This is a genomic window from Ferrimonas lipolytica, assembly GCF_012295575.1.
Lineage (GTDB): Bacteria > Pseudomonadota > Gammaproteobacteria > Enterobacterales > Shewanellaceae > Ferrimonas > Ferrimonas lipolytica.
Window position 1 is genome coordinate 3,644,265 of the sequence record NZ_CP051180.1, and the last position, 20,388, is coordinate 3,664,652.

Here is a 20,388-nt window from a genome sequence, read left to right on the forward strand (position 1 = left end):
ATAATCGTCACCACAGCAATCCATAATTTCTAATGGGTTAGATAGCGGCTTGAATCACTTCAAGCTGTCTATCGGTTGCGCCGCTATTTTGCGCTACAAACTCCAGTGCTAGTGCAGCGATCCCTTCCCGAGCGGTTTTACATTGAATCAAGTCGTCGACTTGCAGCTGCAGTGCCTCCACGGTATCGACGGTGCTCATCACCCCTTGTGCCTTTAGTGCGTCACCAATCTGTTGAAAGTTATAATAGTGCGGTCCCATTAAGACTGGCTTACCAAAGGCCGCAGGCTCTAAAGGGTTGTGGCCACCACGTTCGATCATGCTACCGCCGACAAAGGCAATATCACTTGCACCGTAGAGGGTTTTTAGCTCTCCCATGGTGTCGCCAATCAGCACCTGAGTACTGTTATCTACCACCAAGGTTTCACTGCGACGTTGGATCTTGAACTCTGCTTTTTGTGCCAGTGCTGCAGCGTGGTCGAACTGTTCAGGGTGACGGGGCACGATGATAAGTAACAGATCGGGGTATTGAGATAATAGCTGTTGATGAGCTGCAAGCGCTTGTTCAAACTCGCCCGGATGAGTTGATGCTGCAATCCACTTGGGACGATTGCCAAGCTGTTCAGCTGCATCCAATCCCTGCTGCCGAGCAGTGGCATCAATATGAATATCAAATTTGAGACTACCGCATTCGGTGATCTTATTCGCCGCTAGTCCTAAGTCGACGAAGCGGTTGCCGTCATCGGCGTGTTGTACTGCTACCGCCGTTAGCTGTTGCAACATCGGCGTCACCACTTTGGTGAGTTTTTGATAGCTTGCCGCAGAGCGCTCGGATAAGCGGGCATTGGCAACAATCACTGGCACATTGGCGCGTGAGCAGTGATGCACCAGATTTGGCCACAGCTCGGTTTCCATTAAGATCACTGCTTTCGGTTTTAGTTTCGCCACAAAACGACGCGTTGCCCAGCTGAAGTCGAGTGGCAGATAACAATGATAAACGCTGGTACCAAGGTGCTGTTTTACTTGAGCAGAGCCTGTAGGAGTAGTGGTGGTTACCAGTAGCGGTGAGGTAGGGTATTGTTGCTGTAAACGTTGAATCAACGGTAACGCTGCGAGGGTTTCGCCCATAGACGCACAGTGGATAATAATTGGCTGGTCTAGCTTAGGAAGGCCAAAGCTGAAACGCTCACCAATGCGACCCCGATAATCGATGCTTTTTGTCGCACGATAGCCCAAATAGAGCAGGATCAGAGGGGTGAGTAGTAGAAGTAGTAAGCTGTAGCTGATTCGGTTCATGTGCGGGCAATAAAATAGTTAATTACCCGCATCATAGTAGAGCTTGGCCAGCAGTTAAAACGCTTTGTACCAATCTGCAAATTGCTGTAGCCCGTCATCAAGGCTGGTGCTTGGTTTAAAGCCAACAGCTTGTTGTAGCTGTTCGGTGTCGGCGTAGGTGGTGTATACGTCACCAGGTTGCATTGGCATCATGTTGAGCTTGGCCTTGACCCCCAATGCTTTCTCTAGTGATTGAATGAAGTCGAGCAACTTCACTGGCTGATGATTACCAATGTTATACAGCGCGTATGGAGTACCTGCTTCGCTATCGTAAGCGGCATTACCGGTAGTGGCTGTAGGCACGTTATCTAATGTGCGTAGTACCCCTTCGACGATGTCGTCGATATAGGTAAAGTCGCGGCTAAGATCACCGTAGTTATAGACGTCAATCTGCTCTCCAGCCAAGATCTTCTTAGCAAACTTAAACACTGCCATATCAGGCCGGCCCCATGGGCCATAGACGGTGAAGAAGCGCAGGCCGGTGACTGGCATCTGGAACAGGTGGCTGTATGAGTGCGCCATAAGCTCATTGGCTTTTTTGGTGGCGGCATACAGGCTGATTGGATGGTCAACACGGTCGCTTTCCGCAAATGGCACCTTTTTGTTCATGCCATAGACCGATGATGAGCTGGCGTAGACCAAATGCTCAACCTTGTTATGACGACACCCTTCAAGGATGGTCATCATGCCGGTCAGATTCGAGTCGTGATAAGCCATCGGGTTGTCGATGGAGTAACGCACCCCAGCTTGCGCGGCTAGGTGAACAACACGTTGAAATTGGTGTTGCGCAAACAACTCGGCCATACCGGTTTTGTCGGCTAGATCCAACTGCACAAATTCAAAGTTAGGTTGGGAGTTAATCCGAGCTAAGCGCGCTTCTTTGAGGCTTACTTCGTAGTAGTCATTGAGGTTATCTAATCCAACAACCTGGTGGCCTTGTTGTAGTAGGCGTTCAGCAACAAAGTTGCCAATAAAGCCGGCAGCGCCGGTAACAAGGATTTTCATAATGATCTGTCCAAGTGCTGTAACCCATCGTGCAACTTAAACGCTGCAAGACCTAAAAGAGTAATTGTATCCCAATGACTCCGCCATACCGAATCGATGCGATGACAAAGTGAGTGATAAACCATAAATATTGGCACTGATTTGGCGTTATGGGGTTTATTGCTGTAAATGGCCTAAGGTTTGAAGGGTTATGTCGAAAATTTGTGAGTTGTTAATAGCCAAGCCGCATACAATCTCGCCCGTTAATGACAGTAAAACCTCGACAACTGGAAACTGTGGCTAGGGCGGTGCTAACCTAGTCGCTTGAACTTAGCCAACAACTTCGCCTTTTGCGCGTGGTAAGCGTTTGATTCGCTTGCGACAAGGATGACCATCGATGAAAACCAAAGATCGCATAATTGCTGCTGCCTGCGAGCTGTTTAACGAACATGGCGAGCGTGCGATAACCACTAACCACATCGCTTCCCATTTAGGAATAAGCCCAGGTAATTTGTATTATTACTTCCGTAATAAAGAGCAGATTATCCGTGCCATCTTTGATCAATATGAAGAGTATTTGTCGGCAGCTTACGGGCCTGATAATCAAACCGAAGGGTTGATGCAGGATTACCTTGATAAGATGTTTCAAGGGATGTGGCGTTTCCGCTTTGTTTACGCCAGTTTATCGGACATTCTCGCCCGGGATCCGGAGCTGCACAAGCGCTACCTTAAGTCGCACCATCAGGTAATGAACACCGCTATCGAGAATCTACAGCAGATGATTGATCATGGTGCGATGAAGATTGATCCCGCTATGCTTACTCCTTTTGCGGAAGGCATTAAGATGGTGGTGACCTTTTGGATCAGTCACCTGTATACCCAGAACCTAGATAAGCCGATCACTGAATCGATGGTGTACCAGGGGGTGGTGCAGATCTTAGCTATGTTCCACGGTTATATTACGCCGCAATTCAAACCTGAATTTGACCGCATCGTTGCCCACTACTCTGATTTAGCATCTGATATTAGCCAGCCTCAAGCTGAATAATTAACCTGCTTTACCTCACAAAGTAAGCAAAGTGATACAGCCAAAGCCGCGGCAGCTATCACTTTGCTGCTGCATTGGGGCAATGGCAACGCTATGATGATTCCCATTCTCGTCCCCTAGACGTTACAAGGAACATCATGTCGACCTCAGCTTTTTATCAACAGATACAACAACAACTAAAAGACGTTAAAGCCGATGGCCTGTACAAGCAGGAACGTATCATTACTACTGCGCAGCAGCCTTCTATTGAAGTCACGTCTGGTGAGCAGGTAGTTAACTTTTGCGCCAACAACTACCTTGGGCTAGCCAACCACCCAGAACTGATCGCTGCCGCCCACAGTGGCCTGGATAGCCACGGCTTTGGTATGGCGTCAGTTCGGTTTATTTGTGGTACTCAAGATAACCACAAAACCTTAGAAGCTAAGTTGTCACAGTTCCTAGGTACGGAAGACACCATCCTCTACTCCTCTTGTTTTGATGCCAACGCAGGCCTATTTGAAACTCTGCTTAGTGCCGAAGATGCCATTATTTCCGACGCCTTAAATCACGCTTCTATTATTGATGGCGTGCGCCTGTGTAAGGCTAAGCGCTTCCGTTACGCCAATAATGATATGGCCGAACTTGAACACTGCCTGCAACAAGCCAAGGAAGCTGGTGCGCGTAACATCATGATTGCCACCGACGGCGTATTCTCGATGGATGGAGTTATCGCCAACCTAGCTGCTATCTGCGACTTAGCCGATAAATACGGCGCCTTGGTGATGGTTGATGACTCTCACGCCGTTGGTTTTGTTGGTCAAGGTGGTCGGGGTACTCATGAGTATTGCCAAGTGATGGATCGCGTTGACATCATCACCGGTACCTTGGGTAAGGCTCTAGGTGGCGCATCTGGTGGCTTTACTGCGGGTAAGAAAGAGGTGATTGATTGGTTGCGTCAGCGTTCGCGTCCATACCTATTCTCCAACTCATTGGCACCGGCGATTGTGAGCGCTTCTATTCGTGTTATCGATATGATGGCCGACGGTGATGCCCTACGTTCCAAATTATGGGACAACGCTAATCAGTTCCGCAGCAAAATGAGCGCTGCTGGGTTTGAACTTGCCGGTGCCGATCATGCCATTATTCCGGTGATGATTGGTGATGCTGCCTTGGCATCTGAATTCGCAAATCGCCTGCTGGCGGAAGGGATCTACGTTATCGGCTTCTCTTTCCCGGTGGTGCCAAAAGGTGCAGCTCGCATCCGCACGCAGATGTCCGCCGCCCACAGCAGTGAACAAATTGATTACGCCATCGAAGCCTTTATTCGCATCGGTCGTGAGCTTGGCATTATTTAAGGATTCCCATGAAAGCACTTTCCAAACTTCACCCAGAAAAGGGGATCTGGCAGGTTGATGTACCTATGCCAGAGATGGGGCATAACGATCTACTGATTAAGATCCGCAAAACGGCGATCTGTGGCACCGATATGCACATCTACCATTGGGATGAGTGGTCGCAAAAGACCATTCCTGTGCCGATGGTCGTGGGGCACGAATACGTTGGTGAAGTGGTGGCAGTGGGCCAAGAGGTACGTGGCTTTGCTGTCGGCGACCGAGTTTCTGGTGAAGGCCATATTACTTGTGGCCATTGCCGTAACTGCCGTGCCGGTCGGACTCATCTATGTCGCAATACTGTTGGGGTTGGTGTTAACCGTCAAGGCAGCTTTGCCGAATACTTGGTTCTCCCTGCCTTTAATGCCTTTAAGATCCCAGCGGATATCTCCGATGAGATGGCGGCTATCTTCGACCCATTTGGTAATGCGGTGCATACGGCGCTGTCATTTGATTTGGTCGGTGAGGATGTGTTGATCACCGGCGCTGGCCCGATTGGCATTATGGCCGCAGCGGTCTGTAAGCACGTTGGTGCCCGTCATGTGGTGATCACCGATGTGAACCAGTACCGGCTTGACCTAGCTAAGAAGATGGGCGCCACTCGGGTGGTTAACGTGATGAACGAGTCATTGAATGAGGTGATGACCGATCTGGGAATGACCGAAGGCTTCGACGTTGGCCTCGAGATGTCTGGTGTACCTTCGGCATTTAACTCAATGCTATCGACCATGAACCATGGCGGTAAGATTGCCATGCTGGGTATTCCACCTGGTGATATGGGGGTTGATTGGAATCAGGTGATCTTTAAAGGCCTGGTGATCAAAGGGATCTATGGTCGTGAGATGTTTGAAACCTGGTACAAGATGGCGAGCTTGTTGCAGTCTGGTTTAGACATCAGCCCAATCATTACTCATCAATTCCCAGTTGATGAGTTTCAGCAAGGTTTTGATGCGATGGCATCTGGGCTGTCGGGCAAGGTTATCCTTAACTGGGATTAAGCCCTAATCGTTATTCTAAAGCGCCTTAATCGGCGCTTTTTTTGTGCTTGTTCGCCGGGAAACCGTACAATGCTGATACTCGTTAAAGGATAACTGTATGAGCCAATATCAATGTATCTCGCTGGCGCAATTTGCCCAGCTGCAACAACAGTCTTTAGTTCAGGTTGTCGACATCCGTCAACCAGATGTGTTTGCCGCAGGCAATATTCCGGGCTCATTGAACCTGCACCAGGGCAACGTTGATCGCTTCCTGCTTGAAGGCGAGTATGACGAGCCGGTTGTGGTGGTCTGCTATCACGGTATTAGCAGTCAGAATGCCGCCCAGTATTTGGTTGAGCAAGGCTTTGAGCAGGTTTATAGCCTGAACGGTGGCTTTGAAGATTGGGCGAAACAGCAAGCCTCTGCCAGCGCATGAAGATTGTCGGGACATTTGCAAACCCGCGCCTTGCTCAGGCCTTGATTGATTACTGTCGTGGCCAGGGGTTACCACTGCAGTTGCAAGCGGACGAAAACGGTTATGCGGTTGTTACTGATGAACAGCACTTTGAGGCGGCGTTGCTTGAGTTTGAGCGATTCGTAGAGAACCCAGAACACGATCGCTACCTTGAGGCCTCTTGGCACAGTGGTGATCAAGCGGTTGGTTTTAACTACGGTCGCAGCGATTTCATTCAATCCATTAAAGCCAATGCTGGGCCTTTAACCTTGCTGATATTGGCGCTTTGCGTTGCGATTTGGATTGGTTGGAATATTGGTTTTGCGCAGTCAATTTTCGCTCTAACTCATTTCCCAGAAACCTTGTCTGGATTGGATAACGGTCAGTGGTGGCGGTTGTTTACGCCAAGCTTGATCCACTTTAGCGCTGCACATGTGGTATTCAATTTACTGTGGTGGTGGCAGCTCGGTGGCAAAGTAGAACGTCATCACGGCGTTAGTACCTTGCTGACTTTGCTATTGGTTGCCGGGACGCTACCAAATATCGCGCAATACCTGTTGGCGGGGCCTAACTTTGGCGGCTTATCTGGGGTGGTTTACGCCTTAGTTGGCTATTGCTGGATTATTGGCTGGCGCGATCCCAGTTCGCCACTAGCGTTGCCTAAGCCCTATGTAGTGATGTTGTTAGTGTGGTTGGTTATGGGCTTTAGCGGCTTTATGAATATGGCCAACGGCGCCCACCTCGGTGGATTGATTGTTGGCATAGTGCAGGGGCTATGGTGGCTGCAAACTCGCCCTAAAGATTAGGGCGGTTACTTGGCTCAACCTTAGCTATAAAGGTATTTGGTAAACAGCAGATTGGAGATCAGATCCTTACCGGTTTCTTCTTCTAGTAGGGTGGTTATTTTGTCGTAGCATTGACGGCGGATCTCCTCGCGTCCGGCTAAGGATTTTATCTTTTCTGCCGGTTGTTCACCCAGTATTTCGATGATGGTGGAACGGATTAACGGTGCATGGTGCTCTACCAACGCCATCGTCGACGCATCTTTTAGCATCAACTCAACGGTTACGCGGATGTAGCCTAGTTGACGGCCGGTAGTGATGTAATTGGTAATGATCTCAGGTTCTAGGCCGTAGTAACCGTAATTATCTTGGATTGGAGATGTTTCTTCTGCTTGGGTAGAAAAAGCAACAATAAACAGCAGTAACGGCCACAGACGGGATTTCATTTTCACACCAAAAAATAGTTTATTTTCATTGTCATACTATCTGAAAAACAGTGCTGCTGACGACTACTCTTTTAGCCGCTTTGGGGCTTTGTTACTATTGGCACAATATGCTCGCTTAGGATGGTTATGTTTGCCGTTGAACTCGCTCAACAACCGATGTCGCCATCGCACATGGACCATTGGTTAACTGATAAATCGTCGCTGACATTACGCTTAAAGGCGTTGTGTCGTCGTTTTGAGGTGACGCTGCTAGGCGAGTGGCAACAACCGGCCCAACAAGATGGGGTGGGTTGGTGTTGCGGTGACCCATTGTGGCTGCGTGAAGTCCTACTGTGTTTGGATGGGGTTCCGTGGGTGTATGCCTTAACGGAGATCCCATTGAGCACACTTAATCACACTGAAGTCGACTTTACCGCGTTAGGAAACCGACCCCTCGGTGAGGTGCTTTTTAGTCACCAACAGATGCGAGCTGGACAGTTAACCGTGAATCACTACGATGCCCATAGCCGTCCAGCACAACTTGCTGCAGAGCTTGGGCAAGCGCCTAATAGCCCTCTGTGGGGCCGCAGTCGTGACTTTGCTTTGGCTGGTAAGCCTTTGCGTGTAAACGAAGTTTTCCTTCCTGTTGCCGAACAACGGTTACGTTAGTCGGATCACAGCGGTTTGGTCATGTACTAGACAAAGACAGAAGTTGTCGCCACACTTAAATCACACACTTTAATTATTAGGCAATGATGCGCACAGTCAGTTTAATTATGCTGATCATTACTCTGCTCTGTCAGGGTGCTGTTGCGCGCGTACATATTATTGCTGAGCTTCCAGCCACTGCGGCAATGGCTGAGATGGATTGCCATTCGATGGCTGCAACCCCAGAACCTTGCCACGACAGTTCGCAATATTGTTCTGGTGATTGTGGTCAATGTGATGTTATCAGCTTAGCTCAAATCGCTATTATGCCGCTGCTGCCCGATCTACCTCAATTTGAAGCGATCCCCGCTCGCCATTCTGATTTTTCTTTTACTTCGGTTTACCTGTTTCCTGACTCCCCCCCTCCGTCGGTTTAGTGCAGTAACACCCCCAAAGTAATTATCAGCAGTCACTTGTGACTGAGCTTTTGGCGGCCTCGCGTCGCAATAACGGAGAGATCCATGAATAAGTTGTACTCCTTGGCCTTAGCGGCCGTTTTAATGATGTCCTTTGGTACTCAAGCCAGTGAGCATCAGCACCATAATAGTTCCCATGCTCAGCACGCTGAACATGCGGCTACTGCAGCATCTTATGCTTGTCCTATGCACCCTGAAGTGACCGGTCACGCCGGGGACGACTGTAACAAGTGCGGCATGAAGTTAGAGGCTACTAAGGCCGACGGCCAGCGCTGTCCCCATGGTGAAAGCTGCAACAACTGCCCAAACCAAGGCAAGATGAAACATCAGCATATGGGGGTGGATACTCACGCCTGTCCGATGAACCCAAAGATCACCGGTAAGGCCGGCGATACCTGTCCAAAGTGTGGTATGAACCTAGAGCCAATTGCTGCGACACACGCTTGCCCGATGCATTCGAAAGTCACTGGCAATGCGGATGACGAGTGCCCTAAATGCGGCATGAAGTTAGAGCAAAAACACGCACACCAGCACTAACACCGGAATCGAAAACGACTTCGGGGGGAGTCACACTATGAATATAACTATTTTGCTCAAGAGCATACTCATCGTAGTGCTAGCCATAGGGACGATGATGCCTGTTGCCGTGGTAGCAACAACAGCAGCAACAACAGCGACTAGCGCCAACGAGCCAGCGGCGCCGTACCGGTGCCCGATGCATCCAGAGCAGACCGGTGAGCTCAATGACCGTTGCCCCATCTGTAATATGTTTATCAATGAGCCTAACCCAGCTGCTGCAGCGATAAAGCAAGCTACAACCGCGGACCAACTTCTTGGCAAAGAGCCAGCGGCGCCGTACCGTTGCCCGATGCATCCAGAACAGACCGGTGAGCTCAATGACCGTTGCCCCATCTGTAACATGTTTATTAATGAGCCGAACCCAGCGCTTGATGTCCATGCAGGTCATAACCATCAGCCAACAACGGCATCAACTTTGGCGACCCTCCCGCATTCACTAACAGACAAAAGCTCGGCTGCTACGGCCGCCTCGGTAACTCAATATATTTGCCCGATGCATCCGCATGTTGTTGGTGAGGCTGGTGATACTTGCCCTATATGCGGCATGGACCTCGAGGCGGTGCAGGTTGGTGGTACGGCAGGCGATGAGATAAAGGTGAATGTTTCTGGCCAGATGCAACAGGCATTAGGGATGCGTACAGAAGTGATTGAGTATGGGACATTGTGGCGCTACCTGAAAACCTTGGGCACAGTTGAATACAATCAAGACGCGATCTCGCATATCCATACTCGCGTTACCGGCTGGGTCGAACAGGTGGAGGTACACAACGTCGGCCAACGAGTGAAGAAAGGCGACCTGCTCTATCAGCTCTATTCTCCAGAGTTGGTAACTGCTCAAGACGATTACCTGCAAGCGCTTGATTATTTAAGTAAACGCAGTGGTGAACAAGGGCAAGAGTTGCTGCGAAAGGCGCGATTGCGGCTGCAACTATTGGGATTAGATGAGCAGCTTGTCAGGCGGCTAGAACGAACCAAATCAAGCCTCTATCGGGTCCCTTTTTATGCCCCGGCCGATGGCGTTGTTAGCCAATTAAATTTGCGCGATGGCATGTACATTCAGCCGGGAGACACTCAGATTGAACTGGTAGACCTAGCAACGGTGTGGGTGATAGCAGATGTCTTCGAGAACGAGCAGTCGTGGTTGGAGGCTGGCCGTTATGCGGATGTTTCTGCCGCCTCACAAGGGGTATTTTCTCGAGAAGGAATAATCGATTACATCTATCCCGAGCTTGATCCGGTGACTCGGGCAATGCAGGTGCGGGTCAAACTGGATAATGCTGACGAAGTGCTCCGCCCTGGCTCGTTGGTTGAAGTGGAACTGTATGGTGGCGCGCGTCGGGACCTACTTATCGTACCAACCGAAGCGTTGATCCTCACCGGTCGAGATAATCGAGTTGTGGTGCAGCGGGACGATCAAAGTTTTACATCGGTAACGGTCAAACTGGGCATGATTAGCCAAGGCAAGGCTGAGGTGTTGGCTGGGTTGCAAGCTGGTGACAAGGTGGTGGTTTCGGGTCAGTTCCTGTTGGACTCGGAAGCCAGTATTCAGGGCAGTTTACGTCGTCTAAGCGGCGCCAATACTGGCCACAACCACTAGGAGGTAACGGATGTTAGCTGCCATTATTCGCGCCTCGTTACGCCAACGGATGTTGGTGTTGGCGCTTACTGCTTTGATTGGGCTACTCGGTTGGCAGGCAATGCGAACCACGCCGCTGGATGCGTTACCAGATCTGTCGGATGTACAGGTTATTGTTAAAACCGCTTATCCAGGCCAAGCGCCACAACTGGTTGAGGATCAGATCACCTACCCGCTATCCAGCGCCATGCTTGCTGTGCCCGGAGCCAAAACTGTGCGCGGCTTTTCGATGTTTGGCGATTCATTTGTGTATGTGATCTTTGAAGACGGTACCGATATCTATTGGGCTCGTTCACGGGTATTGGAGTACCTGTCGCAGACCCAATCGCAATTGCCCACTGGAGTTACGCCGGCACTTGGGCCAGACGCTTCGGGAGTGGGCTGGGTTTTTCAATACGCTTTGGTTGATACCAATGGTTCGCACGATCTGGCACAGCTGCGATCGTTGCAAGACTGGTTCTTGAAGTTGGAGCTGCAAAGTGTCGCTGGGGTGTCGGAGGTAGCGACTGTTGGCGGCACAGAGCTGGCCTATCAGATTGTGGTGGACCCGCATAAATTAGCGCTCTACCAATTGGATCTGTTGGCGGTAAAGAATGCGCTTGCCAGTGCCAATGCCGCCGTTGGAGGCTCAGTGATAGAGATGGCCGAGGCGGAGTACATGATCACTTCTACCGGCTATCGGCAAACGTTGGCCGATTTCGCCGAGATCCCACTGGGGATCGTCTCCGCCTCAGGTACTCCGGTATTGATGAAAGATATCGCTACCTTACGTACCGGCCCTGCAGCACGGCGCGGGATAGCAGAGCTCGACGGCGAAGGTGAAGTGGTCGGCGGTATTGTGGTGATGCGCTTCGGTGAGAATGCGTTGACTACCATCGATAACATTAAGACCAAGCTGGCAGAGATTGAGTCGGGCTTACCGACGGGGGTCGAGCTGCGGATCACCTATGATCGGTCGCAGTTGATCCTCCGCTCCGTCGATAACCTTAAAACCAAGGTGATCGAAGAGATGGCAGTAGTAGCGCTGGTGTGCTTACTGTTTTTATTACACGCCCGCTCAACTTTAGTTGCGGTTATCTCACTGCCGTTGGCTATTTTAATCAGCTTTATTGCGATGCGGTTGATCGGCGTTAATGCCAACATCATGAGTTTAGGGGGAATTGCTATCGCCATTGGTGCGGTCGTTGATGCGGCCATCGTTATGGTTGAGAACGCCCATAAACACCTTGAACATTATCGCGATCAACATGGCCACGCCCCCCAGGGGAAAGCCCATTGGAAGCTGATTGAAACGGCGGCAATTGAGGTTGGGCCAGCGCTCTTCTTCAGCTTGTTGATCATTACCTTGAGCTTTATGCCGGTGTTTGCATTAGAGGCGCAGGAGGGCAGGCTGTTCCATCCGTTGGCGTTTACCAAAACCTTTGCCATGGCAGCGTCTGCTTTACTCGCGATAACGCTTATTCCGGTGCTGATGGGTTACTTCATTCGGGGCAAGATTCCCGCTGAGCGTAATAATCCCCTGAGTCGATTGCTCATTGGTCTGTATCAACCGAGTCTCAAACTGGTATTGCGCTTCCCTAAGATCACCGTTGCTGCGGCATTACTGACGATGGTGTCGGCTTATTACCCCATCGCTAATCTTGGTTCAGAGTTTATGCCGGAGCTGGAAGAGGGGGATCTGCTTTATATGCCAACCACTTTACCGGGATTAAGTGCTGGCAAGGCGGCGGAGCTGCTGCAACAAACCGACAGATTGATTAAGACCGTACCAGAGGTTGCGCGGGTGTTTGGTAAGGTTGGCCGTGCCGATACGGCAACCGATCCAGCGCCATTAACCATGCTGGAAACCACCATCATGTTGACCCCAACAAGCGAGTGGGGTGAAGGCCGAACCATCGACGACGTGATTGCGGATCTGCAGCGCACTGTGAAGGTGCCGGGGATAACCAACGCATGGGTTCAACCGATAAAAACGCGCATCGATATGCTCTCTACTGGGGTACGCACTCCGGTTGGGATTAAGATCTCCGGTGCCAATGTGCAGGAGCTTGAGCGTATTGGAGCTGAAGTTGAATCGATAGTCAGTCGTATTGAAGGTACTCGTTCGGCGTTCGCGCAAAGAACCGGAGGCGGCCGTTATATAGATATCAACCCTGATCTTACCGCTGCGGCGCGATATGGCATGACCTTAGCTCAAGTGCAGGATGTCGTGCAGTTGGCGATTGGTGGCATGACAGTAGGGGAATCAGTGCAGGGGCAGGAGCGCTACCCTATCAATATTCGTTATCCTCGGGAGCTGCGGGATGATCTGCACAAATTGAATCAATTACCGGTGCTCACCTCGTCCGGTAAGTATGTACCGTTGCAGAATCTGGCTGAGATAGCGTTACGTGATGGTGCGCCGATGCTGACCAGTGAGAATGGCCGGCTGATCTCGTGGGTCTTTGTTGATATTGATGGTGTTTCGATCGGTGAATACATTACCACTGCACGCGCAGCGTTGGATCAACAACTGAGCTTGCCGCCGCGCTACAGCATTAGCTTTGCTGGTCAGTATGAATATATGCAGCGGGTACAAGCAAAGTTGGAGCTGGTTATCCCAGTGATGCTGGCGGTGATTTTGTTGCTGCTGATGCTGACCTTCAACTCATTGACGCAGGCGTTGGTTATTATGCTGAGTCTACCGTTTGCGTTGGTGGGCAGCGCTTGGCTGCTTTGGCAGATGGGGATAAACCTTTCTGTTGCCGTTGCTGTAGGCATGATCGCGCTGGCGGGGGTTGCTGCCGAGTTTGGGGTAGTAATGCAGGTATATCTTAATAATGCCATTAATAGGCGCACACAGCTCGGGCAGCTCAATAATCGTAACGATCTACGGGAGGCCCTGCTCGATGGTGCGGTGCAACGGATCCGCCCCAAAGCGATGACGGTGGCGACCATCTTCTTTGGCTTGCTGCCGATCCTTTGGGGCGCAGGTACGGGCAATGAGGTGATGCAAAAGATCGCGGCGCCGATGGTGGGAGGCATGATAACTGCACCACTATTATCGTTGTTCGTGATCCCTGCAGTCTACCTATTGCTGTATGGCAAGGGGCTGGCCAATAAGTAAGGCTGTTAACGCACTGGCTAGGCGAGTCGCGATACAAAGGGTAAAGCACTACCGCGATTGATCTTCTGCCGCATTGGAGCAGTTCAGCGAAGCGTTTTGGACTGCGACCTAAGGCAAGGGGGGCTCCAAATGGGGGCGGAGCTCCCCCCTAATGCATACAAGAATGTGCCGTCGCCATCGCGACATAACCCCTTAAGAGTACTGTAATCGATAGAGCCGAAGGCTTGATGTAAACCTCAACAGTCATAAGTAACCACTTACATCTCAGGTTGTTGTCGCAGTGCTAGGTTGTATGCCGACCTCAGTGCGCTACAGTGAGTGAAGCTATTGAAGTAAAACATCGTTTTAAAAAGAGGCGTTGAAAATGATTGAACTGTTCTATTGGCCAACACCGAATGGCCATAAGATCCCCCTGTTTTTAGAGGAAGCGGGGTTGGAGTATAAGATCACGCCAGTCAATATTGGTGCCGGTGCGCAATTTGAGCCGGAGTTTTTGGCTATCTCGCCAAACAATCGCATGCCAGCGATCATTGATCATGCGCCTAATGATGGTGCTGGACCACTGTCGGTGTTTGAGTCTGGCGCGATACTCGAATACTTGGCGGATAAGGTTGGCCAGTTTCTACCGCAACAACCACGTTTACGCAGCAATACCTTGCAGTGGTTACATTGGCAGATAGGTGGGTTAGGGCCAATGGCAGGGCAAAACCATCACTTTAATCACTATGCTCCTGAGCCGATCGCCTACGCTCAACAGCGCTACATCAATGAAACCACTCGATTATACGGTGTATTAGAACGGCAGTTAGAGCACAAAGATTATATTTGCGGTGAGTTGTCGATTGCCGATTTTGCCTGCCATCCTTGGGTTCGCTCGTGGCAAAAGCAGAGTCAGCAACTGGAGGACTTTCCTAATCTAGCAGCGTGGTTTCACCGCTTGGAAGGGCGGCCAGCAATACAACGAGCTTATTCACTGGCGACGGCTTTTGATGGCACCACTGCGCTTACTGAGTTGTCACCAGAAGATAAGAAGCGTCTGTTTAATTTAGATTAGGGATTAAGACGACAAAACGGCAGCGAAGGGGCTGCCGTTTTTATAGCTGCAGTGGGGAAGTGCCGAGTTAATCGTTGTTGAGCAGTTCAGAAGCTTTCTGTTTGCCGTCGTCATAAGCGTCTTCAGCTACCTCAGAGGCGTCACCCATGGCATCAGAGGCAGAGTCTTTGACGCTGTCGTATGCGTCACTGGTCGCATCTTTTGCATCCTCCATGGCATCAGAGGCGGAGTCTTTGGCGCTGTTATAAGCGTCGCTAGTTGCATCTTTAGCGTCAGACATTGCATCAGAGGCGGATTCTTTAACGCTGTCATAAGCATCGCTGGTTGCGTCTTTCGCGTCAGACATTGCATCAGAGGCGGAGTCTTTAGCGCTGTTATAAACTTCACCAGTTGCTTCTTTGGCGTCTTGCATCGCGGTAGTGGCATCGTCTTTCGCTTCAGCCATGGCATCCTTGGCGCTTTCCATCACATCTTTGGTTGCTGCCTTAGCATCCTGACCTGCTTGTTGAAGATCCTCTTTCTGTTCGGAACATGCACCAAGTGCGAATAAACACAAAGTCATTAGGATTATTCGTTTCATTTTGTAAAAGCCTCCTAGTTTAATGAAGCAGTTAGTGTAACTTTATCTAAAGAACTGCATGAGCTGTTGCAACGTATCACCTGTGGGTAAATGTGTTGAAAACTTTTTTTTGTTCGAATTATAGGAAATTAAGTTGCTGTTAATTCGAACAACAATGGAATGATAGTTGCTGAAATATTGAACGCCAATTTTAGATTCTGCAGTAGTACATAAATGAGAAAAGGATAAACTCATGTTCGGATTAGATGTAATTGCCCTTGTATTAGTAGCTTTTGCGGTGATTCTGGTGCTTACAGGGGTGAAGATGGTACCGCAGGGCTACCATTACACCGTAGAGCGTTTTGGTAAGTTTACTCGGGTTCTGCAGCCAGGATTAACGGTCATTATTCCATTTGTGGATAACATTGGTCGAAAGCAGAATATGATGGAACAGGTGTTGGATATCATCCCGCAAGAGGTGATCTCCTCTGATAATGCCCAAGTAACCACCGATGCCGTCTGCTTCTTTCAGGTTCAAGATCCTGTTAGAGCCTCTTATGAGGTCAATAATCTGCCGTTGGCAATGCAAAACCTAGTGATGACCAACATTCGTGCTGTGCTCGGCTCAATGGAGTTGGATGAGATGCTCTCAAATCGAGATAGCATCAATGCTCAGTTGCTTATTAAGGTTGATGAGGCTACCGACCCGTGGGGAGTAAAGGTGACCCGTATTGAGATCCGAGATATCAGCCCGCCAAAAGATCTTGTTGATGCGATGGCTAGACAGATGAAAGCGGAACGAGAAAAGCGGGCTTCAATCTTAGAAGCAGAAGGGGAACGTGAAGCAGCTATTAAGGTCGCTGAGGGTCAAAAACAATCTGAGATCCTCAAAGCGGAAGGGCAGCTGGAAGCGGCAAAACGGGAAGCGGAAGCGCGTGAACGTTTGGCTGAAGCTGAAGCGAATGCCACCCGGGTGGTATCTGCTGCGATCAGTGAAGGAGATAGTCGTGCCATTAACTATTTCGTTGCCCAAAAGTATGTTGAAGCGCTGCAAACCGTCGGTAGCGCTGAAAACAGCAAGGTGGTGATGATGCCACTGGAAGCGAGTAATGTGATCGGCTCAGTAGCAGGAATTGCAGAGCTGTTTAAACACCAGGAGCAGAACAAGTGATGAATGAATGGTTATCGCAATTGCAGCCATGGCATTGGATCATTCTATGTTTATTGTTACTTGGTGCCGAGGCCATCGGCATTGGCGGTTTTTTATTGGGGGCGGCAGCGGCAGCTGCAGCTATTGCTGGATTCCTGTTTTTTTGGCCTGACACCAGTTGGGCCAATCAATTAATCCTGTTCGCAATCGCGGCTGTGATATTCACAGTGGCTTACTGGCGCTTCTTTCGCAGTTACAATGACCACACCGAACAACCTCAGCTTAATGATCGGGCAGCCCAATTAATTGGCCGTAGTTGGGTACTGCAACAGTCATTACCAAGTGGTGAAAGCCGAGTTCAGATTGGCGATACCCTATGGCGCGTTCGAACTGAGCAACAACTGCAGCAAGGCATCAGGGTCGAGGTTATCGACCGTGATGGCATGGTGTTGCTGGTGCGGCAAGTTATAACCTAAGTTGCTGAAACTCTCTGTCGTACTTGGTTACTTTGGCCAAGTAGTTTTGGGTTTCTGAGTACGGCAAGTTACCGAGTAGGTGTTGATAGACCTCGTCAGGCTGCATGTTATTGATTGCGGTTAGCGCCTTTTTAACACTGCGGCTATGGTCACTATTAAATGCTTTAGCCACATTACCTGCGCCGGTGTTATAAGCGGCAATGACACAGTAACGTCGGCTTTTGGGGTTGGTAATACCTTTAAGGTAACGGCTATTCAGAATATGCAAATAGGCACTGCCTATTTGGGTATTGTATGGCGCTTGATATAGCTGTGTTGATGATGGTTTTTGCTTGATGTTGAAGAGGGTTTGGTTGACATCAAGGCCAGCGCTGGCTGGGACAATCTGCATTAAACCAAAAGCAGGGATATGCGATCGGGCCATCGGATTGAAGCTGCTTTCGGCCCGCATAATTGCCAGCACGAGTGATAGATCGATCTGCCATTTTTCTGCTTGTGTTACCGCATCAGCCAAATACGGTTGTACCTGCTGTTCCAATTTATCCTTGGGCAGGCTGATGGTGTAACTGGTAATCTGCTTCTTCGCTGGATCATTGATTCTTTTAGCATACTCTTGCGCCAATTTGGTCTGGCGTTGTTTGGCTCGTTGGGTGATTCGAGCTTGAGCTTGTCGTAGCTCACCATCTTGTTGGTTATCTGCTAGCTGTTGTTCTAAAGCGATGGCGCTAGCCTGCTCTTGTTGTTCAATCTGCTTTTCTAGCGTTGCCAATCTCGCTTTATCGTAATGACGCTCCCGAGTTGCCACAGTGGCTAACGCGAACATCTTGTCGAGGTCGCTTTTACTGGCTTGGTTTAACGATGGCACCACAGCTTGTTGAGAAGCGCTAACACTGCCTTTGGTAGACTCAATGGGATCATTAGCTGCGGCTTGTGCAACCGTTAACTGAGTTAGCTTATCTAGCTGTTGCTGGATTTGTTGTGGACTGGGCGTCTGTCCTGGCTCATGAACAACCGAGATAACCACCTGTTGCTGATCAAAGTCGACTTGAGTACGAATGTTTTGATCGTCACTGTAGCTGACATAGGCCTTGTTATCGCTCAAGGCGCCATCGTCCCAATTACTCAGTACTGTGCCACGGTATTGGTCGAGTGCGGCGAGATATTGTTGTTGGTACTGCTCAAACTCATCCATATAGCTCATGCTAAATTGTTCGAATTCTTGCATATAGTTAGCACTGAACTGTTCGAACTCGTCGTCAGTGGCGGAGATAGGAGTGGCAGCGGTAAGACAAGCACCAGCGATCAACCAAGATAAGCGCATTTGGAAAGCCCTTTGCAAGTGTGCGTTAAAGGTAAGTGTTGAATTCATATTTGGTTAGTAACGATTCCGCTACTACTTGATCGCTAAGCTTGGATAAACCATAGAAATTGGGAGAAAAATCGGCACGAAGTGTATTTATCGTAGCAAGTGTTTCGGTTTCTTCATCAAGCATCACAGCTTTATCTAACGCGCCGATGGAGCTTAATAAATTTTGGTTGGACTGTGGGTAGTCGCTAACTCCCAAATAGAGATTGAGATCTAAACCTTGTGCGCCAAGTGCGCGTTTTTCCATAAAATATGTAAGATTATGGCTATCAAATTGAAAGCCATTATCTTGAAATTCAAAACTGGAAAATGGTTGCTCACCTAACGCTTTATCCAAAAATGGTAATTGCGGATTAAATGGACCTGTTAATTTAAAGTCATCTGCAATTTCATTGGATTGGACAAGATAGCCTTCAATACGATTCTGTTTGGTCATAAGAATCAATAAATACTTATCTTTTGGATAATAACGAAACTGAATGGCAGGATCTTGTTGTGAGTCCTTTACCATTAATGGCGTGCCAAATATTGTTTCAGCATAGGGTAGATAATTACCTATATGTAGCTGATTTAAATGGTTAAATTCGTGCTTGTGGGTAAAGTGGGCCAACGCCCCTTCATATAGATTGATACTCAAATCTTTGGTGTCATTCCAGGCACCAAAGCCGATCATTGTGCCGACTACTCCGACAAATGCCGCTCGAGTTTTTTCCCTAAAAGATTTGTTTGAATTTTGTACGCCGACTGACTCGTTCATACCTTTTTAAATAGTCCATTACTAAAAAAATAAAAATTCTTGTTACGACAAGATTAACACACAAGGTTTGATTGTAAATTTATCAGTTGAATATTAACTAAAGTTGCTGTTGTTACGGTCGATGATTATAACTATGTCGATTTTTTTGCCGTGCATTGTTGGATTAACTTTATATGCTTTGTTAATCTCCAGTGGCTAATGCTCGTATTTTTGAGTGAACTCAGTGTAAATGTTAATAAAGAGATAAGATTACTTTGTCAAAAATTCTGCTGCTTATTTTTACGCTGGTGATAGTTTATTCGAATGAACTTTCAGCAAATGAAGTTCCGCCTTGGTTTGTTAATCCTCCATTATCAGAGCCCAACCAATGGTTCGGGGTAGGAGTGGGTATTGATCAGCAAAAGGCGCAACAGCGAGCCTTGGCAAATATCGGTAACCAGATTGTCTCGACGGTGAGTAGCAAAGTTATTCAGGTTGACAGAAAACTAAATGGTGATACCCACAGCAGCTTTCAGCAGAGCATTCTATTGAAAAGCGAAGATCTTACTTTTGTTGAACCAAAAGTCGTTGAGCAGCAACGTATTGATGGCCAGATGTATTTACTACTTGCAGTGGATAAATACTCTTTTTATCAACAATATCAGGACCGTATTAATTATGGTATCGCTCAGTTAGATAGTGGATTAAAAGATCTGGTGACACTGGATGGTATTGCGGCACTACTCAAACTAGCTGAACTTGAACATCAAGCTACGGCAGTCAGTCACAACCAACGAATACTCGCATCACAAGCACGAATTGATGATGGCGAACGACTTCAGTTGCTTCGTAAGCAACTTGCGAGCCAGCAAAACAACTATTCAGTGGCCCTAATTGCAACTGGGGTACCAGCTCCCTTAGTGTCGAGCCTCAATCTAGCATTGGCTCAATCAGGTTTAAGCCAACGGGCGCACGCACCACATCAATACTTATTGCTGCTCGAAAGCAAGAGTCGCTTTGGCAAGCGCCAACAGCAGACAGTCGCGCAATTACAGCTGGATCTGAGGCTCAAAGATAAAGACGCATTACACCTCCCCGGTATCCATGTTCCACTCAAATACAACGGCATTGGTGGCGATCGGAACGCTGCTTTAGAGGATGCCTACGCCAACGCTGAAATCAATTTAACAACCGAGCTGGTTAACCAGCTCCAACAACTCTAAGCAATG

General features: G+C 49.0%; 20 protein-coding genes. 14 read left to right on the forward strand and 6 right to left on the reverse strand.

From position 1 onward, the window contains the following. Nucleotides 1-37: 37 nt before the first annotated feature. A complete protein-coding gene (gene waaA / locus HER31_RS16510; RefSeq protein ID WP_168662251.1) occupies nucleotides 38-1,294 on the reverse strand; it encodes a lipid IV(A) 3-deoxy-D-manno-octulosonic acid transferase in 1,257 nt (418 codons plus the stop codon). Between the two features lie 54 nt (nucleotides 1,295-1,348). Continuing rightward, the gene (locus tag HER31_RS16515) at nucleotides 1,349-2,338 is read right to left on the reverse strand and encodes an NAD-dependent epimerase (RefSeq protein ID WP_168662253.1); all 990 of its coding nucleotides are present in this window, start codon (nucleotides 2,336-2,338) and stop codon (nucleotides 1,349-1,351) included. Nucleotides 2,339-2,714: 376 nt separating this feature from the next. On the opposite strand from HER31_RS16515, the gene HER31_RS16520 reads away from it, so the two are divergent. The 5 genes from HER31_RS16520 (at nucleotide 2,715) to glpG (ending at nucleotide 6,972) form a co-directional block, all read left to right on the forward strand. Continuing rightward, on the forward strand, nucleotides 2,715-3,365 hold the full coding sequence (locus HER31_RS16520) for a TetR/AcrR family transcriptional regulator (protein WP_168662255.1): 651 nt from the start codon (nucleotides 2,715-2,717) through the stop codon (nucleotides 3,363-3,365). A 137-nt stretch (nucleotides 3,366-3,502) separates the two neighbouring features. Next, nucleotides 3,503-4,699 (forward strand): glycine C-acetyltransferase, encoded by a 1,197-nt coding sequence (locus HER31_RS16525; protein ID WP_168662257.1) that lies wholly within the window; start codon nucleotides 3,503-3,505, stop codon nucleotides 4,697-4,699. A gap of 8 nt (nucleotides 4,700-4,707) precedes the next feature. Beyond that, nucleotides 4,708-5,733: an L-threonine 3-dehydrogenase gene (gene tdh, locus HER31_RS16530; RefSeq protein WP_168662259.1), complete on the forward strand. Its 1,026-nt coding sequence runs from the start codon at nucleotides 4,708-4,710 to the stop codon at nucleotides 5,731-5,733. 97 nt (nucleotides 5,734-5,830) lie between these two features. Further along, a complete protein-coding gene (glpE, locus tag HER31_RS16535; protein ID WP_168662261.1) occupies nucleotides 5,831-6,148 on the forward strand; it encodes a thiosulfate sulfurtransferase GlpE in 318 nt (105 codons plus the stop codon). Next, nucleotides 6,145-6,972 carry a rhomboid family intramembrane serine protease GlpG gene (glpG, locus tag HER31_RS16540; protein ID WP_168662263.1) on the forward strand — a complete coding sequence of 276 codons (828 nt, stop codon included), beginning with the start codon at nucleotides 6,145-6,147 and terminating at the stop codon, nucleotides 6,970-6,972. Before glpE ends, glpG begins: the two co-directional genes overlap by 4 nt. A 20-nt stretch (nucleotides 6,973-6,992) precedes the next feature. Here the strand turns inward: glpG and HER31_RS16545 are convergent, their stop codons facing one another. Then, complete coding sequence (locus tag HER31_RS16545; RefSeq protein WP_168662265.1) at nucleotides 6,993-7,394, reverse strand: flagellar basal body-associated protein FliL; 402 nt, start codon at nucleotides 7,392-7,394, stop codon at nucleotides 6,993-6,995. Between the two features lie 126 nt (nucleotides 7,395-7,520). Between HER31_RS16545 and HER31_RS16550 the strand changes: the two genes are divergently transcribed. From HER31_RS16550 to HER31_RS16575, 6 genes are all read left to right on the forward strand, one after another. After that, nucleotides 7,521-8,042 carry a chorismate--pyruvate lyase family protein gene (locus HER31_RS16550; protein WP_168662267.1) on the forward strand — a complete coding sequence of 174 codons (522 nt, stop codon included), beginning with the start codon at nucleotides 7,521-7,523 and terminating at the stop codon, nucleotides 8,040-8,042. A gap of 107 nt (nucleotides 8,043-8,149) precedes the next feature. After that, a complete protein-coding gene (locus HER31_RS16555; protein WP_168662270.1) occupies nucleotides 8,150-8,458 on the forward strand; it encodes a hypothetical protein in 309 nt (102 codons plus the stop codon). A gap of 84 nt (nucleotides 8,459-8,542) precedes the next feature. Then, nucleotides 8,543-9,034 (forward strand): heavy metal-binding domain-containing protein, encoded by a 492-nt coding sequence (locus tag HER31_RS16560; protein ID WP_168662272.1) that lies wholly within the window; start codon nucleotides 8,543-8,545, stop codon nucleotides 9,032-9,034. A gap of 37 nt (nucleotides 9,035-9,071) precedes the next feature. After that, entirely contained in the window at nucleotides 9,072-10,673 is a 1,602-nt protein-coding gene (locus HER31_RS16565; RefSeq protein WP_168662273.1) for an efflux RND transporter periplasmic adaptor subunit, read from the forward strand. Between the two features lie 10 nt (nucleotides 10,674-10,683). After that, the gene (locus HER31_RS16570) at nucleotides 10,684-13,818 is read left to right on the forward strand and encodes an efflux RND transporter permease subunit (protein WP_168662275.1); all 3,135 of its coding nucleotides are present in this window, start codon (nucleotides 10,684-10,686) and stop codon (nucleotides 13,816-13,818) included. A gap of 364 nt (nucleotides 13,819-14,182) precedes the next feature. After that, on the forward strand, nucleotides 14,183-14,872 hold the full coding sequence (locus HER31_RS16575; protein WP_168662277.1) for a glutathione binding-like protein: 690 nt from the start codon (nucleotides 14,183-14,185) through the stop codon (nucleotides 14,870-14,872). A gap of 67 nt (nucleotides 14,873-14,939) precedes the next feature. Here the strand turns inward: HER31_RS16575 and HER31_RS16580 are convergent, their stop codons facing one another. Further along, entirely contained in the window at nucleotides 14,940-15,452 is a 513-nt protein-coding gene (locus HER31_RS16580) for a hypothetical protein (protein WP_168662279.1), read from the reverse strand. 232 nt (nucleotides 15,453-15,684) lie between these two features. On the opposite strand from HER31_RS16580, the gene HER31_RS16585 reads away from it, so the two are divergent. Together HER31_RS16585 and HER31_RS16590 are read left to right on the forward strand one after the other, a co-directional pair. Beyond that, nucleotides 15,685-16,602: an SPFH domain-containing protein gene (locus HER31_RS16585; protein WP_168662281.1), complete on the forward strand. Its 918-nt coding sequence runs from the start codon at nucleotides 15,685-15,687 to the stop codon at nucleotides 16,600-16,602. Then, complete coding sequence (locus tag HER31_RS16590) at nucleotides 16,602-17,057, forward strand: NfeD family protein (RefSeq protein ID WP_168662283.1); 456 nt, start codon at nucleotides 16,602-16,604, stop codon at nucleotides 17,055-17,057. The genes HER31_RS16585 and HER31_RS16590 overlap by 1 nt, the downstream gene beginning before the upstream one ends. On the opposite strand, the gene HER31_RS16595 is transcribed toward HER31_RS16590, so the two are convergent. Both HER31_RS16595 and HER31_RS16600 read right to left on the reverse strand, forming a co-directional pair. Further along, nucleotides 17,047-18,378 (reverse strand): transglycosylase SLT domain-containing protein, encoded by a 1,332-nt coding sequence (locus tag HER31_RS16595; protein WP_168662285.1) that lies wholly within the window; start codon nucleotides 18,376-18,378, stop codon nucleotides 17,047-17,049. The genes HER31_RS16590 and HER31_RS16595 overlap by 11 nt on opposite strands. Before the next feature lie 25 nt (nucleotides 18,379-18,403). Further along, nucleotides 18,404-19,180 (reverse strand): ETEC_3214 domain-containing protein, encoded by a 777-nt coding sequence (locus tag HER31_RS16600; RefSeq protein ID WP_168662287.1) that lies wholly within the window; start codon nucleotides 19,178-19,180, stop codon nucleotides 18,404-18,406. A 383-nt stretch (nucleotides 19,181-19,563) separates the two neighbouring features. Between HER31_RS16600 and HER31_RS16605 the strand changes: the two genes are divergently transcribed. Beyond that, the gene (locus HER31_RS16605) at nucleotides 19,564-20,382 is read left to right on the forward strand and encodes a hypothetical protein (RefSeq protein WP_168662289.1); all 819 of its coding nucleotides are present in this window, start codon (nucleotides 19,564-19,566) and stop codon (nucleotides 20,380-20,382) included. Nucleotides 20,383-20,388 lie beyond the last annotated feature (6 nt).

Bases quoted from the DNA above. Each gene is read 5' to 3' on its own strand.
- waaA (WP_168662251.1), bottom strand. From the start codon at position 1,294: ATGAACCGAATCAGCTACAGCTTACTACTTCTACTACTCACCCCTCTG.
- HER31_RS16515 (WP_168662253.1), bottom strand. From the start codon at position 2,338: ATGAAAATCCTTGTTACCGGCGCTGCCGGCTTTATTGGCAACTTTGTT.
- HER31_RS16520 (WP_168662255.1), top strand. From the start codon at position 2,715: ATGAAAACCAAAGATCGCATAATTGCTGCTGCCTGCGAGCTGTTTAAC.
- HER31_RS16525 (WP_168662257.1), top strand. From the start codon at position 3,503: ATGTCGACCTCAGCTTTTTATCAACAGATACAACAACAACTAAAAGAC.
- tdh (WP_168662259.1), top strand. From the start codon at position 4,708: ATGAAAGCACTTTCCAAACTTCACCCAGAAAAGGGGATCTGGCAGGTT.
- glpE (WP_168662261.1), top strand. From the start codon at position 5,831: ATGAGCCAATATCAATGTATCTCGCTGGCGCAATTTGCCCAGCTGCAA.
- glpG (WP_168662263.1), top strand. From the start codon at position 6,145: ATGAAGATTGTCGGGACATTTGCAAACCCGCGCCTTGCTCAGGCCTTG.
- HER31_RS16545 (WP_168662265.1), bottom strand. From the start codon at position 7,394: ATGAAATCCCGTCTGTGGCCGTTACTGCTGTTTATTGTTGCTTTTTCT.
- HER31_RS16550 (WP_168662267.1), top strand. From the start codon at position 7,521: ATGTTTGCCGTTGAACTCGCTCAACAACCGATGTCGCCATCGCACATG.
- HER31_RS16555 (WP_168662270.1), top strand. From the start codon at position 8,150: ATGCTGATCATTACTCTGCTCTGTCAGGGTGCTGTTGCGCGCGTACAT.
- HER31_RS16560 (WP_168662272.1), top strand. From the start codon at position 8,543: ATGAATAAGTTGTACTCCTTGGCCTTAGCGGCCGTTTTAATGATGTCC.
- HER31_RS16565 (WP_168662273.1), top strand. From the start codon at position 9,072: ATGAATATAACTATTTTGCTCAAGAGCATACTCATCGTAGTGCTAGCC.
- HER31_RS16570 (WP_168662275.1), top strand. From the start codon at position 10,684: ATGTTAGCTGCCATTATTCGCGCCTCGTTACGCCAACGGATGTTGGTG.
- HER31_RS16575 (WP_168662277.1), top strand. From the start codon at position 14,183: ATGATTGAACTGTTCTATTGGCCAACACCGAATGGCCATAAGATCCCC.
- HER31_RS16580 (WP_168662279.1), bottom strand. From the start codon at position 15,452: ATGAAACGAATAATCCTAATGACTTTGTGTTTATTCGCACTTGGTGCA.
- HER31_RS16585 (WP_168662281.1), top strand. From the start codon at position 15,685: ATGTTCGGATTAGATGTAATTGCCCTTGTATTAGTAGCTTTTGCGGTG.
- HER31_RS16590 (WP_168662283.1), top strand. From the start codon at position 16,602: ATGAATGAATGGTTATCGCAATTGCAGCCATGGCATTGGATCATTCTA.
- HER31_RS16595 (WP_168662285.1), bottom strand. From the start codon at position 18,378: ATGCGCTTATCTTGGTTGATCGCTGGTGCTTGTCTTACCGCTGCCACT.
- HER31_RS16600 (WP_168662287.1), bottom strand. From the start codon at position 19,180: ATGAACGAGTCAGTCGGCGTACAAAATTCAAACAAATCTTTTAGGGAA.